Source organism: Myceligenerans salitolerans (genome assembly GCF_017349295.1).
GTDB classification, from domain to species: Bacteria; Actinomycetota; Actinomycetes; order Actinomycetales; family Cellulomonadaceae; genus Myceligenerans; species Myceligenerans salitolerans.
Genome location: NZ_JAFMPK010000048.1, coordinates 49,486 through 65,098, shown reverse-complemented (window position 1 = coordinate 65,098; position 15,613 = coordinate 49,486). Strand labels below are relative to the sequence as shown.

The 15,613-nt window shown below is 69.9% G+C and carries 16 protein-coding genes; 13 read left to right on the top strand and 3 right to left on the bottom strand.

The window, feature by feature from the left end; translation table 11 throughout:
- Nucleotides 1-21: 21 nt before the first annotated feature.
- Nucleotides 22-681 carry a phosphate signaling complex protein PhoU gene (phoU, locus tag J0911_RS18280; RefSeq protein ID WP_207276938.1) on the bottom strand — a complete coding sequence of 220 codons (660 nt, stop codon included), beginning with the start codon at nucleotides 679-681 and terminating at the stop codon, nucleotides 22-24.
- A gap of 211 nt (nucleotides 682-892) precedes the next feature.
- On the opposite strand from phoU, the gene J0911_RS18275 reads away from it, so the two are divergent.
- From J0911_RS18275 to pstB, 7 genes are all read left to right on the top strand, one after another.
- Nucleotides 893-2,122, top strand: coding sequence for a sensor histidine kinase (locus tag J0911_RS18275; RefSeq protein ID WP_207276937.1), 1,230 nt, complete (start codon nucleotides 893-895; stop codon nucleotides 2,120-2,122).
- Nucleotides 2,119-2,817 (top strand): response regulator, encoded by a 699-nt coding sequence (locus J0911_RS18270; protein WP_207276936.1) that lies wholly within the window; start codon nucleotides 2,119-2,121, stop codon nucleotides 2,815-2,817. The genes J0911_RS18275 and J0911_RS18270 overlap by 4 nt, the downstream gene beginning before the upstream one ends.
- Nucleotides 2,818-2,990: 173 nt before the next feature.
- Nucleotides 2,991-4,085 (top strand): phosphate ABC transporter substrate-binding protein PstS, encoded by a 1,095-nt coding sequence (gene pstS, locus J0911_RS18265; protein ID WP_207276935.1) that lies wholly within the window; start codon nucleotides 2,991-2,993, stop codon nucleotides 4,083-4,085.
- Nucleotides 4,086-4,331: 246 nt separating this feature from the next.
- Nucleotides 4,332-5,438: a phosphate ABC transporter substrate-binding protein PstS gene (locus J0911_RS18260; RefSeq protein WP_307865168.1), complete on the top strand. Its 1,107-nt coding sequence runs from the start codon at nucleotides 4,332-4,334 to the stop codon at nucleotides 5,436-5,438.
- Between the two features lie 131 nt (nucleotides 5,439-5,569).
- Nucleotides 5,570-6,586: a phosphate ABC transporter permease subunit PstC gene (gene pstC / locus J0911_RS18255; RefSeq protein ID WP_207276933.1), complete on the top strand. Its 1,017-nt coding sequence runs from the start codon at nucleotides 5,570-5,572 to the stop codon at nucleotides 6,584-6,586.
- Nucleotides 6,586-7,530 (top strand): phosphate ABC transporter permease PstA, encoded by a 945-nt coding sequence (gene pstA / locus J0911_RS18250; RefSeq protein ID WP_207276932.1) that lies wholly within the window; start codon nucleotides 6,586-6,588, stop codon nucleotides 7,528-7,530. The genes pstC and pstA overlap by 1 nt, the downstream gene beginning before the upstream one ends.
- A 44-nt stretch (nucleotides 7,531-7,574) precedes the next feature.
- Complete coding sequence (gene pstB, locus J0911_RS18245) at nucleotides 7,575-8,354, top strand: phosphate ABC transporter ATP-binding protein PstB (RefSeq protein ID WP_207276931.1); 780 nt, start codon at nucleotides 7,575-7,577, stop codon at nucleotides 8,352-8,354.
- A 154-nt stretch (nucleotides 8,355-8,508) separates the two neighbouring features.
- Here the strand turns inward: pstB and J0911_RS18240 are convergent, their stop codons facing one another.
- Both J0911_RS18240 and J0911_RS18235 read right to left on the bottom strand, forming a co-directional pair.
- Nucleotides 8,509-9,045 (bottom strand): septum formation family protein, encoded by a 537-nt coding sequence (locus tag J0911_RS18240; protein WP_207276930.1) that lies wholly within the window; start codon nucleotides 9,043-9,045, stop codon nucleotides 8,509-8,511.
- A 154-nt stretch (nucleotides 9,046-9,199) separates the two neighbouring features.
- The gene (locus tag J0911_RS18235; RefSeq protein WP_207276929.1) at nucleotides 9,200-9,787 is read right to left on the bottom strand and encodes a hypothetical protein; all 588 of its coding nucleotides are present in this window, start codon (nucleotides 9,785-9,787) and stop codon (nucleotides 9,200-9,202) included.
- A 385-nt stretch (nucleotides 9,788-10,172) separates the two neighbouring features.
- Here J0911_RS18235 and J0911_RS18230 point away from each other — a divergent pair, with 385 nt between their 5' ends.
- From J0911_RS18230 to J0911_RS18205, 6 genes are all read left to right on the top strand, one after another.
- Nucleotides 10,173-10,655 (top strand): CarD family transcriptional regulator, encoded by a 483-nt coding sequence (locus tag J0911_RS18230; protein WP_192861750.1) that lies wholly within the window; start codon nucleotides 10,173-10,175, stop codon nucleotides 10,653-10,655.
- Nucleotides 10,656-10,685: 30 nt separating this feature from the next.
- Nucleotides 10,686-11,390 carry a 2-C-methyl-D-erythritol 4-phosphate cytidylyltransferase gene (ispD, locus tag J0911_RS18225; RefSeq protein ID WP_207276928.1) on the top strand — a complete coding sequence of 235 codons (705 nt, stop codon included), beginning with the start codon at nucleotides 10,686-10,688 and terminating at the stop codon, nucleotides 11,388-11,390.
- A 15-nt stretch (nucleotides 11,391-11,405) separates the two neighbouring features.
- A complete protein-coding gene (ispF, locus tag J0911_RS18220; RefSeq protein WP_207276927.1) occupies nucleotides 11,406-11,960 on the top strand; it encodes a 2-C-methyl-D-erythritol 2,4-cyclodiphosphate synthase in 555 nt (184 codons plus the stop codon).
- Nucleotides 11,957-12,583, top strand: a complete 627-nt coding sequence (locus J0911_RS18215) for a TetR/AcrR family transcriptional regulator (protein ID WP_207276926.1) — start codon at nucleotides 11,957-11,959, stop codon at nucleotides 12,581-12,583. Before ispF ends, J0911_RS18215 begins: the two co-directional genes overlap by 4 nt.
- 142 nt (nucleotides 12,584-12,725) lie before the next feature.
- Nucleotides 12,726-14,045 carry a D-arabinono-1,4-lactone oxidase gene (locus J0911_RS18210; RefSeq protein ID WP_207277094.1) on the top strand — a complete coding sequence of 440 codons (1,320 nt, stop codon included), beginning with the start codon at nucleotides 12,726-12,728 and terminating at the stop codon, nucleotides 14,043-14,045.
- On the top strand, nucleotides 14,042-15,505 hold the full coding sequence (locus tag J0911_RS18205; RefSeq protein ID WP_242636992.1) for a type III PLP-dependent enzyme domain-containing protein: 1,464 nt from the start codon (nucleotides 14,042-14,044) through the stop codon (nucleotides 15,503-15,505). The genes J0911_RS18210 and J0911_RS18205 overlap by 4 nt, the downstream gene beginning before the upstream one ends.
- Nucleotides 15,506-15,613: the final 108 nt, after the last annotated feature.

Here is a 15,613-nt window from a genome sequence, read left to right as displayed (position 1 = left end):
CACGGCCCCTTCGCGGTGTGGCTACGCCTGCTGGTGGTCCTCCGGGAAGTCTCCCGTGACGAGGAACGAGACGCGCTTGGCGATCGACACGCCGTGGTCGCCGAAGCGCTCGTAGTAGCGGCCCACCAGGGTGATGTCGACCGCCTCCTGGACGGTGCCCTCCCACTCGTCGCCGAGCAGGGCACCGAAGGTCTCCTGGTGCAGTTCGTCGAGCAGGTCGTCGTCACGCTCGATGGCCTGCGCGACCTCGAGGTCGCGTGACTCCAGGAGGCGCGTCGTCCGCTCGGCCACGCGCACGGCGGCCTCGTCCATCTTGGCGAAGATGTCGGCGGCCGCCGGGGCGATCGCCTTCGCGGGGTACCGCCCCCGCGCCACCTGGGCCACGTGCCGGGCCAGGTCACCCATTCGCTCCAGCGACGCGCTCATCCGCAGTGCGCTGACGATGACGCGCAGGTCGGTCGCGACCGGTGCCTGCTGGGCGAGCATGTGAACGCATCGTTCGTCGAGGGACGCCTCGAGCTGGTCGATGGTCTTGTCGGAGGCGATCACCTCCTGCGCGAGCTGCAGGTCCGCCTCTCTCAACGCCGTGCCGGCCTTGCTGACCGCCGACTCGACGAGTCGGCTCATCTCGGCGAGGTCGTCGCCGACCTGTCGCAGCTCGGCCTCGAAGATCTGTCGCATCGCTTTCCTTCCACAGGAGTGCGCCGTGCATAGCGGGCTGGCCGCGTTGGCGCGACGCCGGCCGGCTCCTCCGGCGCGACGCCAAGCGTCGCACTCGAACGTAAACCCTCAGGTTAACGACTTCCTGTCGAAGGATGAACTCCTGGTGACGTCAATCGGGCCAATGCGCTCGATGGCGAGTATCCGCGACGCCACTGCCTACCCTGGGTGGGTGGACGGATTCATCCAGGGGGTCTCGGTGCTCGGCGTGGGCATCGTCGGCGTGGTCGTCGGCGTCGTGGCCACGCTCGCGTTCCGTATCTCCGACAGACGTCAGCGCTCGGGGCCGGAGGCGCCGGCCGCCGAACTCGACGACGGTCTCGTCCGTGTGCTGTCCGTCCTGCGCTCCGCCGCGGTGGTGGTGGACGACGACGACGAGGTGATCCGCGCGTCGCCTCCCGCCTACGCCCTCAACGTGGTCCGTAACGACGCCATCGCGCACGCCGCGATCCGGGAGATGGTCGCTCAGGTGCGGCGGGACGGCATGATCCGGGAGCGTGAGCTCGAGCTGCCGCGTGGCCCGGTGGGCAGCGGCACCGTCCTGCTCCAGGTGCGTGTCGCACCACTGGGCAAAAGGGTTCTGGTCCTCGCCGAGGACCGGACCGAGGCAGCCCGCGTCGAGGCGATCCGCCGCGACTTCGTGGTGAACGTGTCGCACGAGCTGAAGACCCCGGTCGGGGCGCTCGCACTGCTGGCCGAGACGGTGGCCGACGCCGCCGACGACCCGGTCGCGGTACGCCGCTTCACCGAGCGCATGCACCGGGAGGCGCAACGTCTGTCCGAGCTCGTGCAGGAGATCATCGAGCTGTCGCGTCTCCAGTCCCAGGGCGCCGTGCAGAAGGACACGCCGGTCTCGGTTCGCGCGGTGGTCGACGAGGCGGTGGACCGGGCCAGGACGGCCGCGCACGCCAAGAACATCGCCATCACGTCGGGCGGCGCGCTGGACAGCGTCGTGTACGGCGACCACAACCTCCTGGTCACGGCCGTACGCAACCTGCTCGACAACGCCGTCGCCTACTCCGGGCCCGCCACACGCGTGGGCGTCGGCGTCACGGAACGCCGCGGGCTGGTCGAGATCGCGGTGGTGGACCAGGGCGTCGGTATCGACGAGAGCAAGCAGGATCGCGTGTTCGAGCGCTTCTACCGGGTGGATCCGGCCCGCTCCCGCGACACCGGCGGCACCGGACTCGGGCTGAGCATCGTCAAGCACGTCGCGGCCGACCACGGTGGCGACGTGACGATGTGGTCGGAGCCGGGCCGCGGGTCGACGTTCACCCTGCGCATCCCGTCCGCGGGGATGGACGCCGACGCACTGACGACCGAGCCGGGGGCGAGGCCCACGGCCGGTGATGTGAGAGCCGGGACGGACCCGGCGGCGACGAACGAGGAGGTAGGCGCGTGACGCGCATCCTGGTGGTCGAGGACGAGGAGTCGTACCGCGACCCGTTGACCTACCAGCTCGCCCGTGAGGGGTTCGAGGTGGTCGAGGCGGCGGACGGCAACGCCGCGCTCGCGGCCTACGACGCCGACGGGGCCGATCTGGTGCTGCTCGACCTGATGCTTCCGGGCCTGTCCGGCACGGAGGTGTGCCGGGAACTTCGCGCTCGCGGCGACGTGCCGGTCATCATGCTCACCGCGAAGGACTCCGAGATCGACAAGGTGGTCGGCCTGGAGCTCGGCGCCGACGACTACGTCACCAAGCCGTACTCGTTCCGGGAGCTGCTGGCGCGGATGCGGGCGGTGCTGCGCCGCAGGCAGCCGGTCGAGCAGACGGCGGACGACACCACGGGTGTCCTGGAGGCAGGCCCGGTCACCATGGACGTCGAGCGGCACACGGTCACGGTGAACGGCGAGACGATCTCGCTTCCGCTCAAGGAGTTCGACCTGCTCGAACTGCTGCTGCGCAACGCGGGCCGCGTCCTGACACGCGGACAGCTCATCGATCGTGTCTGGGGCGCCGACTACGTGGGTGACACCAAGACGCTGGACGTCCATGTCAAGCGCATCCGGTCGAAGATCGAGCCGGACCCGGGGACGCCGCGCTACCTGCTGACCGTTCGTGGCCTGGGATACAAGCTGGCGGACTCGGAGGAGTAGTCGCGGACCCGTCGTGACGTGATCTCGGCGGTGGGACGAGGTGACGTGAACCCACCGCCGAGGATGTCTTGGATATCTGTCTTGCGGCTATGTGGGATGTCACTGACGCTGTTCACCTTCTGTTTGCTTTTGTCCGGACTGGCATTCACCAGGCGTCCCTAGCGTCATGGGACATGACCCTCCCCAGTAACCGTGCCGTCGCGGTCCTCGCCGCGGCCGCCCTCGTCCTCCCGATCTCCGGATGCAGTCAGATGATGGGTGCCACCTATGTCCCGCCCGCGCCGATCGAGGTGTCGGGATCGTTCGCGGGCTCCGGCTCCTCCGCGCAGGAGAAGGCGATGGCGGCGTGGATCGAAGGCTTCAGCGCCGAGCACCCCGGCGTGAAGGTCTCGTACCGGGCCATCGGTTCCGGCGGGGGGCGCGAGGAGTTCCTCGCCGGGAAGGTCGCGTTCGCGGGATCGGACGCCGTCCTGTCGGAGGACGAGCTGAACGCCTCGGCCGAGGTGTGCGCCGGCGGGAACGGGATCGACCTGCCGGTGTACGTGAGCCCGATCTCGGTGGCCTTCAACCTCGAGGGCATCGACGAGCTCAACCTCCGGGCGGAGGTGATCGCGAAGATCTTCGCGGGACAGATCACCCACTGGAACGACGCGGCGATCGCCGCCGACAACCCGGACGCCGACCTGCCCGCCACGGCGATCGTCCCGGTGCACCGCGCCGACGACTCGGGGACCACCGAGAACTTCACGGACTACCTGTCACAGGTCGCGCCGGCCCAGTGGCCGCACCCGGCGGACGGCGTCTGGCCGCTCGAAGGAGGCCGGTCCGCGGACGGCACGGACGGTGTCACGGAGTTCGTGCGCGCGAACCCCGGCGCGGTGACCTACGCGGACGCCTCACGAACGGCGGATCTCGGCAACGCCGCCATCAAGGTGGGAGACGAGTTCGTCCCGTTCACGCCCGAGGCGGCGGCGGCCGCCGTCGACGTGTCGGCGATCATCGAAGGGCGCACCAAGTACGACCTCGCGTACCAGATCGACCGGAAGACGACGGAGAGCTACGCCTACCCCTTGGTGCTCGTGTCGTACGCGATCGTCTGCTCCCGGTACTCGGACAAGGCGACCGGGCGGTTCGTCAAGGCGTTCCTGACGTACGTCTCGTCCGCCGAGGGCCAGCGGCGTGCCGCGGAGGCGGCAGGCAGCGCGCCGGTCTCCGACTTCGTGCAGCGCAGGGTCGAGGAGGCCGCGCGGTCCATCTACCTGGGCTAGGCCACCGCGTAGCCGCAGGCAGCGGATCGCCGCAGGTCACGATGGGTGAATTGCGTAGTCATCCATCGTCCGTCGGCGGTCATGACATCGCAAGGCGAGTGGCCGACGTCACGAGAGTTTGCCGCCACTGTTCATCTTCCGTTCACTTGAACCTGGGCGCGAGGTCATCCCGTCTCCCTAGCGTCGCGCTTGACGTCGGCGACTGCCGGCGCCCGACCCAGATCTTTGAACAGGATGGAAAGACACGTGAAGCTCAGCCGATTCACCCGCGCTGGTTCCGTCGCCATGGTCGGCGCGCTCGCGCTGACCCTCGCTGCCTGCGGCTCCGACCCGAACACCGGTGGCGACAGCACCGCCGAGGCGACCGAGGGCGGCACGGAGCTCTCCGGAACCCTCAGCGGCGGCGGCGCGTCGTCGCAGGAGTCCGCCATGGAGGCCTGGCGCGCCGGCTTCCAGAGCCAGCACCCCGACGTCACCGTGAACTACGACCCGACCGGTTCCGGCACGGGCCGCGAGAACTTCATCTCGGGCGCCTTCCCGTTCATCGGCTCGGACGCCGCGCTCGACGACGAGGAGATGGCCGCCGCCGAGGAGACCTGCGGCAGCGACGTGATCGAGTACCCGGGGTACATCAGCCCGGTCGCGGTCGCGTTCAACCTCGAGGGCATCGACTCGCTGAACATGACCCCGGAGACCATCGCCTCGATCTTCAAGGGCGACATCACGACGTGGGACGACGAGGCCATCGCCGCCGACAACCCCGACGCCGATCTGCCCGACACGGACATCACCGTCGTGCACCGCTCGGACCCCTCGGGTACCACCGAGAACTTCGTCGAGTACCTGAGCACCGTGGTCCCGGACGTCTGGGACTTCGAGGTCGAGGACGTCTGGCCGGTCGAGGGCCAGGAGTCCGCGCAGGGCACCTCCGGCGTGGTCACCACCATCACCTCGGGTGAGGGCACCATCGGCTACGCCGACGCGTCGCAGATCGGCGACCTGGGCACCGCGGCCGTCGGCGTGGGCGGCGAGTTCGTCCCCTACAGCCCCGAGGCCGCTGCCGCCGTCGTCGCCGAGTCGCCGCGGGTCGAGGGCACCGCCGACACGGTGTGGGCCTACGACCTGGCACGTGACATCCCGGGCACCTACCCGATCGTGCTGGTCTCCTACCACATCGCGTGCGCCACGTACGAGGACGAGGAGACCGCCGAGCTCGTCAAGGGCCTGTACTCCTACATCCTGAGCGACGAGGGCCAGGCGCAGGGCACCGACGCCGCGGGCTCCGCCCCGGTGAGCGAGGAGCTCCGCTCCGAGTTCCTGACGGCGGTCGAGACGATCTCCGCCGCCGGCTGAACCGGCTGAAGGTCCGAGCTGGACGCCGCTGCCGGTGATCGCCTGGCCCCATGACAGCGGGTCAGGCGGTCACCGGCTCGGCCGTTCATGGACGATCATTGAGCAGTGACCACGAGTAGCGAGGAACTCGCGTGACAACGACCGACAGCCCGCAGCTCCCGGCGACGCCGAAGGGGCCTCCCTCGCGGGCAACTGCACGACGCCGCAGGAGTGGCGACACCGAGCGTGGCTTCAGCAGGGTCTTCCGGTGGATCGCCACCGGGGCGGGAGCCCTGATCCTGGCGACGCTCGCCGCGGTGGCACTCTTCCTCCTCCTGCGCGCATGGCCCGCGATCACGGCCTCGGAAGAGGAGCTCTCCAGCGCCGTCGGACGGTACCCGGAGGGCACGTCCCTCCTGGAGTTCATCGGCCCCCTGATCTTCGGTACCCTCCTGGCCGCCGTTCTCGCCCTGGCGCTCGCCACGCCGGTGGCCATGGGAATCGGCCTCTTCATCTCGCACTACGCGCCACGCCGGCTGGCTCAGGTCCTGGGATACCTCGTCGATCTGCTGGCGGCGATCCCGTCCGTCGTCTACGGCCTCTGGGGCTTCCTGGTCCTGGCGCCCGTGGTCAAGCCGGTCTGGTTCTGGCTGGGGGACAACTTCGGGTGGTTCCCGCTGTTCGCGGGTGACGTCTCGGCGACCGGCAAGGTCCTCGCCACCGTCTCGGTCGTCCTCGCCGTGATGATCCTGCCGATCATCACGGCGGTGTCGCGCGAGGTCTTCCTGCAGACACCGAAGCTGCACGAGGAGGCCGCACTCGCGCTCGGGGCCACGCGGTGGGAGATGGTTCGGACCGCCGTTCTCCCGTTCGGGCGGTCGGGCGTGATCTCGGCGGCGATGCTCGGTCTCGGCCGGGCGCTCGGGGAGACGATGGCCGTCCTCATGATCATCAGTCCCGGGTTCCTCGTCTACTCGCTGCAGATCCTGGCCGGAGCGCAGCACCAGACGATCGCGGCGTACATCGCCCTGGACTTCGCGGAGGCGACCGGTCTGGCGGTCAACGCCCTGATCGCGACAGGTCTCGCGTTGTTCCTGATCACCATGGCCGTGAACATGATCGCCCGTGCCATCGTGGCGCGCCGCAAAGAATTCTCGGGAGCCAACTGATGAGCACCGACACGATGGACACCACGGAGCGCACCCGCGCCCTGCTGACATCCTCCGAGCCCCGCCGGAAGGCGGTGGACCGGCTCATGACCGTGCTGATCTGGGCGGCGTTCGTCGTCGCGATGATCCCGCTCGTGTCCCTGCTGTGGACGGTTCTCGTCAACGGCGCCGGCCGGGTCAGCCTCGACTTCCTGACCTACTCGATGCGCGGCATCTTCGGCGGCGACCCCTCCGGCGGGATCTACCACGCCATCATGGGCACCCTCATCATCACGGGCTGGGCGGCGCTGATCTCGGTCCCGGTCGGCCTCCTCACGGCGATCTACCTCGTCGAGTACGGGCGAGGTGCGCTGGCGCGTTCGGTCACCTTCTTCGTCGACGTGATGACCGGCATCCCGTCGATCGTGGCGGGCCTGTTCGTGGTGGCCCTGATGACGATCTTCCTCGGGCCCGGGGCACGGTTCGGGATCATGGGCGCCATCGCGCTGTCGGTGCTGATGATCCCCGTGGTGGTCCGCTCCTGCGAGGAGATGCTCAAGCTCGTCCCGAACGAGCTGCGCGAGGCGTCGTACGCCCTCGGTGTGCCCAAGTGGCTGACGATCATCCGGGTCGTGCTGCGCACCTCGGTGGCGGGCCTGACGACCGGTATCCTGCTGGCCGTCGCGCGTGTCATCGGCGAGACCGCCCCGCTGCTCGTGGCGGTGGGCGTCACCGACTCGATCAACCTCAACGCGTTCGAGGGACGGATGACGACCCTGCCGGTGTTCATCTACCGGCAGTACAGCCAAGGCATGGCGACGTGCCGGGAGGACCAGCTCAACTGCGTCGTGGACATCTCGTACCAGAACGCGTGGGGCGCGGCGCTCGTCCTCATCATCGTCGTCATGCTCCTCAACATCGCGGGTCGCCTCGTCAACCGGTGGTTCGCACCGAAGCTGCGCTGACGCGCAGGACCCCTCGCCCAGCGCACACACGAAGGATCTTCTCCATGGCCCAGCGCATCGACGTCAAGGACGTCAACATCTACTACGGTGACTTCCTCGCGGTCGAGGGCGTCTCGATGACGATCGAGCCGCGCTCCGTGACGGCCTTCATCGGGCCGTCCGGCTGCGGCAAGTCCACGTTCATCCGCACGCTCAACCGCATGCACGAGGTCATCCCCGGCGCGTACGTGGACGGCAGCGTCGAGCTCGAGGGCGTCGACCTGTACGGTCCCGGGGTCGACCCGGTGGCGGTGCGCCGCAACATCGGCATGGTGTTCCAGCGGCCGAACCCGTTCCCGACCATGTCGATCCGGGACAACGTCCTGGCCGGCGTCAAGCTGAACAACCGCAGGATCTCCAAGTCGGACGCCGACGACCTGGTGGAGTCCTCGCTCCGGGGGGCGAACCTCTGGAACGAGGTGAAGGACCGCCTCGAGAAGCCCGGCTCGGGCCTGTCCGGCGGGCAGCAGCAGCGCCTGTGCATCGCGCGCACCATCGCGGTGAAGCCCCAGGTGGTCCTCATGGACGAGCCGTGTTCCGCGCTCGACCCGATCTCCACGCTGGCGATCGAGGACCTGATCCAGGAGATGAAGAAGGACTACACGATCGTCATCGTCACGCACAACATGCAGCAGGCTGCGCGCGTGAGCGACAGGACGGCGTTCTTCAACATCGCCGGGACCGGCAAGCCGGGCAAGCTCATCGAGATGGACGACACGGCGACGATCTTCAGCTCTCCGTCGGAGCAGGCCACCGAGGACTACGTCTCGGGCCGTTTCGGCTGACCGGTGTCTTCGGAGCCGCCGGGTTCCGTCGTCCTCGGCTCGTTCCTCGCCCTGCGGGCGCCGTCGTACGCTTCCGGCGGCCCGGGACCGGTTCGGTGGGCGTGAACGTACGGAAGGCCCCCAGGGATCCTCGATCCCCGGGGGCCTTCGGGCGTTACCTCTCGACACCCTCCAGTGATTCCGTCACCGGCTTCTCGGACTCCAGCACGCACTGGATGGTGCGGTCCTCCTGCTGCCAGCTCTCCTTGGTCGGGTAGAACGACCAGAAGTACAGCTCGGACTCCGAGTACGGCACGCCGACGAACGTCTCGAACTCGCTCTCGCAGAACGTGTCGGCCTCCGCCGTGACGTCCTTCTCCCCGGGATACTCGCCGTTGGCCAGGTCCTTCTCGGCGTAGATCTCGCCGGTGTGCTCCTCGTCGCACGGCATGACGGGCAGGTCGGTGAAGGTGGCCTGGTTCTCGAGCGCCGCGATGTCGAGGCAGTCCCCGATCTCCACGGACATCGCGTCGGCGTCGGACGCCTCGGTGATCTCACCGTTCTCGTCGCGAGGGGCCTCGTCGGAGCTCCCCTCCAGGAATCCGTCGATCGCCGAGCACCCGGAGAGGATGCCGGCGGCCAGGGCCGCGCCGACGACGACGGTGAAGCCACGAAGGCGGCGAGAGGCGGGGGAGGTGGTGCGCAGAAGCAAGACTTCGAGCCCTTCGGTTTCGGGGTCGTCCCCGGAGGCGGGGAGGGGAGACCTGGACGGGATCGCCCGACAGGACCCTATCGACCGGAGATGTCGGGAGCGAGTGAAATCAGGACGGTTTCCCCGCCGGGCCCGGGCTGCCGAGGACTCTCGCTCACTCGTCCGACGACGGCGAGGTCTCCGGTGACGGCGAGGTCTCCGGTGACGCGGAGGACTGCGGGTCCGCGGACTCGGACGGCGACGGGCTGGGCACGTAGGCCGCGTACTCGGCCAGCTCGCCGCTGAGCACCGGCAGGTTGAAGGACTGGGACTCGCCGCCGGCCTCGAGCACCGTCGGGACGCTGGACCCGGGCATGGCGGTGACGACGTCGAGCAGGACCGTCTCCCCGGCGTCGCCGCCGATGTAGACGGTGTCGCCCGCGCCGACCTCGAAGACGACGGGCGTGGCCCCCTCCGGAGCGAGCGTGAACGTCGCGTCCTCCTGGGTGTCGTTCGTGAGCGCGCCGAGCAGGGTGCCGGGAGCCCCCTCCTCCTCGGACACCACCATGAGGTTGAGGCCACGCAGGTCGGTGTACTCGTCGACCTCCTGCGCACCCACGGACACCATCACGCCGTCGGACGGCGAGTAGTTGAGTGCGGTGGTGGTGGGGGCGCATGCCGACAGGAGGGCGGCACCCGCCGCGGTGACGGCCGCGACCGCGACGGTGCGGGCGCGTCGGTGGGCGGTGGTGCGACGGGACACGGTCTACTCCCTGGAGGTCACGGCGATGATCGGGCAACATCCTAGTGGCCCGTGGTCGCCGCGGTGCCCCAGCGGGCGTCGTCGCGGCGAGTTGGCCAGTGGCGTGTGTCACCGGTCTTCTGCCCCGACGCCACCTCGTGGAGGCGTCCGTGGAGAGAAATGGGCGGCGGCTATTCTGCGCTCATCAAAAATTAGGTCAAGAGTGTGTGATCGGATCGATACGAGTGATCGTGTGCCACCTCGTGAACAGGTGCCGAGAGGGCGAAAATTCGCCCGCTGACCTGCATGGACGTCAATACCGCAGCAGGTTTCGCGCCTGGTTGGGTCAAGAAAACCGAGGCCCGCAACGTGGTAACCTTGTGCTCTGGAAAGGGGACATCTGCAGATGACGTTCACAGTAGGCGAGACGGTTGTCTACCCGCACCACGGCGCGGCGCTGATCGAGGAGGTCAAGACCCGCAAGATCCGGGGCGAGGAGAAGATGTACCTCAAGCTGAAGGTCGCCCAGGGTGATCTGACGATCGAGGTCCCGGCGGAGAACGTGGACCTCGTCGGGGTGCGCGACGTGGTCGGTCAGGAGGGCCTCGAGCGAGTCTTCGAGGTGCTGCGTGCGCCGTACACTGAGGAGCCCACCAACTGGTCGCGCCGGTACAAGGCGAACCTGGAGAAGCTGGCGTCCGGTGACGTGATCAAGGTCGCCGAGGTCGTGCGCGATCTTTCTCGTCGTGACGCCGACCGCGGGCTCTCCGCGGGTGAGAAGCGCATGCTCGCCAAGGCGCGCCAGATCCTGATCTCCGAGCTCGCGCTCGCGGAGAAGACCGAGGAGGAGAAGGCCGAGGCCATCCTCGACGAGGTCCTCGCCGGCTGACCAGTCCGACCCCGCCGGCGGGGTCCTGACATGACCACGCTCGCGATTCTCACCGCCGCCGGATCCGGCGCACGTCTGGGGCGTCACTTGCCCAAGGCACTCGTCGAACTCGGCGGCGTTCCTCTTGTTCTGCATGCCGCGCGCCGGCTCGCCGCCTCTCGCGTCGTCGACGCCTTGGTGGTGACCGCTCCGGATGGTTCCGGGGACGTGGTCGCGCGGACTCTCGCCGATCCGGCCGTGACGGTTCCCGTGACCGTCGTCGACGGCGGTCCCACGCGCCAGGCTTCCGTGGCCGCAGGCCTTGCCGCCGCGGGTACCGGTCACGACGTCGTCATCGTCCACGACGCGGCGCGTCCCCTCGTTCCCCCCGATCTCGTCCAGCGGGTCGTCGCCGCCGTCCGGGCCGGCCACGACGCCGTCGTCCCCGGGCTCCCTGTCACCGACACCGTGAAGCAGGTCGCACCGGGCGGCGACGCGGAGCTCGTGCTCTCGACGCCCGACCGCGCCGGGCTCCGGGCCGTACAGACTCCCCAAGGGTTCACCCGCGACCTCCTGGAGCGCGCGCACAAGGCCGGGCAGGACCGATCCGGTTCCGAGGCCGACGCCGCCACGGATGACGCCGGACTGGTCGAGGCCCTCGGTGAACCGGTGCACATGGTGCGAGGCGACGCTGCAGCGGCCAAGATCACGACGGAGCGCGACCTGCGCATCGCGGCCCTCGAACTGGAGGACTGAGTGGGAGCATCAGGCATGGACATCGACGTCACACCTACGTGCCCCGTCCCGCACATCGGGATCGGAACGGATGTGCACGCCTTCGCCCCCGAGGGCTCCGGCCGCGAGCTGTGGCTCGCTGGCTTGCACTGGCCCGGGGAACGAGGCCTGGCCGGGCATTCCGACGCCGACGTCGCGGCCCATGCCGCCGCGGACGCGCTCTTCGCCGCGGCCGGCATCGGAGACCTCGGGACCCACTTCGGCACCTCCGAACCGCGATGGTCCGGGGCGTCCGGGGCGAAACTGCTGGCCGAGGCTGCTAGGCGAGTTCGCGCCGCAGGGTTCACCATAGGGAATGTGTCTGTTCAGGTAATTGGTAATCGTCCGAAGATCGGGTCGCGTCGCGCGGAGGCGGCGGCCGCGCTGGGCGCCGCCGCGGGTGCGCGGGTGAACGTCTCGGCGACCACCACGGACGGGCTCGGGCTCACGGGCCGTGGCGAGGGCGTCGCGGCGATCGCCACGGCGCTGGTGTTGACGACGCGAGCCACGTCCACGCCGGGCGCGGAGACGCCGGACGGGGAGACCTCATGACCGAAGCGCGCGTGAGCCGGCGCAAGACGCTCGAGGAGCGTCGCCAGGAGATCGTCGAGGCCGGGCTCCGAGTCGCTCTCCGTGAGGGTGTGGAAGCGGTCTCAGTGCGCGCGGTGGCGCAGGAGGCCGAGATCTCCCTCGGCACCGTGCACTACTGCTTCGAGGACAAGGCCGAGATGTTGCGGGCGATGGGGCGCGCGATCGCGTTGACGGCCTCCGAGCCCGCACTCGCCGCCCTCGACCAGGGCCACGACCCGGAGGCGCTGGTCGAGGCCTCCGCCAAGTCGTTGCTCGACGGACTCAAGCAGAACCAGCACATGCGGCTGCTGACCTTCGAGTTCGCGCTCGCCGGGGTCCGCTCCCGGGTGCTGCGCGAGGTCGCGCAGGCACACCTGGACCAGAGCTACCGGTTCACCCGGGAGTACCTGAACAAGCTCGCCGACCGGGCCGCCTCCCGGTTCTCGGTGGACGTGGAGTTCCTCGCGCGCTTCGTCGCACAGCAGATCGACGGGATCGAGATCGGGTGGCTCGTCGACCGGGACGACGAAGCGGCGCAGAAGGCGTTCGACGAGCTGGCACGTCTGGTGCTCGGATACATGGTCCCGGCGTTCGACCGGAAGTGAGCGCCCGGCGGATGTGCCCGCCGGGCCCTGCCCCAACCGTCGGACGCGGCGTACGGGCCCCCGGGCCCTGTTCGCGACGGGGAAGCCGTGGGATAGTGCCCCCGTGTCCGACGTCGTTCACCGCGCTCCCACGTCCCAGCCGTTGACCTGGCGCAACTGGGCCCGCACGGCCGCGTGCAGCCCGGTCGGCCGTGCCCAGCCGCGTTCCGAGGCAGAGCTCGCCGAGGTGGTCGCCCGGGCGGCCGCCGAGGGCAGATCCGTCCGGGCGGCCGGCGGCGGTCATTCCTTCACCCCCGCGGCGACGACGTCCGGCGTGCTGCTCAACCTGGACCACGTCAGCGGCCTCGAACGCGTGGAGCGTCTTCCCGAGACCGGGAACGCGCTCGTCACCGTGGGCGCCGGCGTGCGCCTGCACCAGCTCAACCGCATGCTCGCCGAGCGAGGCCTCGCGATGCGCAATCTCGGCGACATCGACCGGCAGTCGATCGCCGGGGCCATCTCGACCGGCACGCACGGGACCGGCGCCCGGTTCGGCGGGCTCGCCACGCAGGTGCGCGGTCTGCGCGTGGTCGGCGTGGACGGCACCGTGCACGACGTCGGACCCGGCGACCCGCTCTTCGAGGCGTCGCGCCTCGGGCTCGGCACCACGGGCGTGCTCAGCGCCGTGACGCTGGAGGTGGTACCCGCCTACGACCTGCGTGCCGAGGAGCGCCCCGTTCCGCTCGCCGAGGCGCTGGAGTCGCTCGACGGACCCGATGGCGTCGTCGCGACGAGCGATCACTTCGAGCTCTACTTCTTTCCCGTGACCGGTCGGGCGCTCACCCTGCGGAACACCCGCGTGGAGCCCGCGACGGTCGGCGGGCTCGCCCGTGCCGGCCGTGCCGCCCGTTCGTTCGTGGACGAGGAACTGCTGTCGAACGGTGCGTTCGAGGTGGTCAACCGTCTCGCCACGGCGTTCGGCGGGTTGACCCCACGGCTCAACGCCGTCGCGGCGCGCGCTCTCGCGGCGCGGACGTACCAGGCCCCGTCGTACCAGGTGTTCTGCACGCGGCGGCGGGTCCGGTTCCGGGAGATGGAGTACGCGATCCCACGGGAGAGCGTGCGGGACGTCATCACGGAGGTCGACGACTGGCTGCGCACGTCGCGGGAGAACGTCCCGTTCCCGATCGAGGTGCGTTTCGCCGCGCCCGACGACGTCTGGCTGTCCACGGCACACGGACGCGAGACCGCGTACGTCGCCGTCCACCAGTACTGGAGGCTGCCGTACTCGCGGTACTTCGAGGCCGCCGAACGCATCTTCGTGACCGCCGGGGGACGCCCGCACTGGGGCAAGATGCACACCCGCGACTCCGACGATCTCGCTCCGCTGTACCCTCGGTTCGACGACGCGGCACGCGTACGTCTGGAGCACGACCCGGAGGGCGTCTTCCACAACCGCTACACCCGGAAGGTGCTCGGATGACGTCGAGGCACCGTGCCGGGCACGGGTCGCGGAACCCGTCGAGCGGCCGGGACGAGGGCGAGGAGGCGGTGGGTACCGACCGGCCGGCGAGCGCCCTGACGGCACGCCTGAGTGCGGCCACCGGTCAGCTCTCCGCACCGGTCGCTGTCGTCGACCTGGACCGGTTCGATGCCAACGCCCGGGACCTGCTGGCGCGGGCGGGAGGCGTACCCGTGCGGCTGGCGAGCAAGTCGGTCCGCGTCCGGGCCCTTGTCGAGCGGGCGCTCGACGCCGGGTTCTCCGGCGTTATGGCGTACTCGCCGCGCGAGGCGCAATGGCTTGCGGCCCAGGGGGTCGACGACGTGCTGGTGGGGTATCCGAGCGTCGACCGGGCCGCGCTGGCGGAACTCGCCGCGGATCCCGTGGCACGGCGTGCGGTCACGCTCATGATCGACTCGGCTACGCACCTGGACCTGATCGCGGATGCCGTGGAGAACGCGAGGATCGCTGCCGGGGCCGCTGGAACTGCCGGGGCGGCAAGTTCCGCGGAGGCCGCCCGGGCGCCCCGTGGGGCGATGGATACCCGCGGGGCGATGGATACCCGCGGTGGAGGGCACGCGGGGGCCGAGGGCTCGAACGGCCAGGGTGGAGGTGGCGCGCCGGTCCCGGAGCTTCCGGACGCCATCCCCGCGCCGATCCCCTCCCTGCAGGTGTGTCTGGACGTCGACGCCAGTCTCCGGTTCGCTTCGGCGCACCTCGGAGTGCGACGCTCACCCCTGCGCACACCCGAGGACGTCGCGCGGCTCGCCTCCCGCGTCGCCCGGACCCGGGGGGTGCGTCTGCGTGGCCTGATGTTCTACGAGGCGCAGGTCGCGGGGCTGCCCGACTCGAGCCCGGCCGTCCGGCTGGTGAAGCGGCTCTCCGTGCGGGATCTCGATCGTCGTCGGCCGGAACTCGTGGCGGCCGCACGGGACGCCGTCGGGCACGACCTGGACCTGGTCAACTCCGGGGGAACGGGGTCGCTGGAGACCTCGGCGGCCGCGCCCGGCGTCACGGAGGTCACCGCCGGCTCGGGGCTGTACACGCCCGGCTTGTTCGACGCGTACCGCGCGTTCCGGCCACGACCTGCCGCCTTCTTCGGGCTCGACGTCGTGCGCGAACCGGCGTCCGGCTGGGTGACCGCGTTCTCCGGGGGCTACGTCGCGTCGGGACCTGCCGCGACCTCGCGACTGCCGCGTGTGGCGACCCCCGGATGGCAGCTCACCGGTTCCGAGGGGGCGGGCGAGGTGCAGACGCCGTTGCGGAGCCGGCGCCGGGACGCGCGCGGGCGGGACGCACTGCGAACCGGGGACCGTGCCTGGTTCCGTCACGCGAAGGCGGGCGAGCTCATGGAGCGGTTCGACGAGGTCCGACTGGTGCGGGGCTCCGAGGTCGTCGACACCGTCCCGACCTACCGGGGCGAGGGCAAGAACTTCGGCTGACCAGCGCGGTGAATTCCGGCAGATGGGCGAATTCCCGAGTGACGGCCTTGGGTGAAACCGTCGTACCAGGTGTGGTTGCTCGGCCGGTCGGGCTTGGATCTCCGACAG

Coding starts and splice junctions, on each gene's coding strand:
- J0911_RS18205 (WP_242636992.1), top strand. CDS start 14,042: ATGACGTCGAGGCACCGTGCCGGGCACGGGTCGCGGAACCCGTCGAGC.
- pstB (WP_207276931.1), top strand. CDS start 7,575: ATGGCCCAGCGCATCGACGTCAAGGACGTCAACATCTACTACGGTGAC.
- ispF (WP_207276927.1), top strand. CDS start 11,406: ATGGACATCGACGTCACACCTACGTGCCCCGTCCCGCACATCGGGATC.
- J0911_RS18230 (WP_192861750.1), top strand. CDS start 10,173: ATGACGTTCACAGTAGGCGAGACGGTTGTCTACCCGCACCACGGCGCG.
- pstS (WP_207276935.1), top strand. CDS start 2,991: ATGACCCTCCCCAGTAACCGTGCCGTCGCGGTCCTCGCCGCGGCCGCC.
- phoU (WP_207276938.1), bottom strand. CDS start 681: ATGCGACAGATCTTCGAGGCCGAGCTGCGACAGGTCGGCGACGACCTC.
- ispD (WP_207276928.1), top strand. CDS start 10,686: ATGACCACGCTCGCGATTCTCACCGCCGCCGGATCCGGCGCACGTCTG.
- pstA (WP_207276932.1), top strand. CDS start 6,586: ATGAGCACCGACACGATGGACACCACGGAGCGCACCCGCGCCCTGCTG.
- J0911_RS18215 (WP_207276926.1), top strand. CDS start 11,957: ATGACCGAAGCGCGCGTGAGCCGGCGCAAGACGCTCGAGGAGCGTCGC.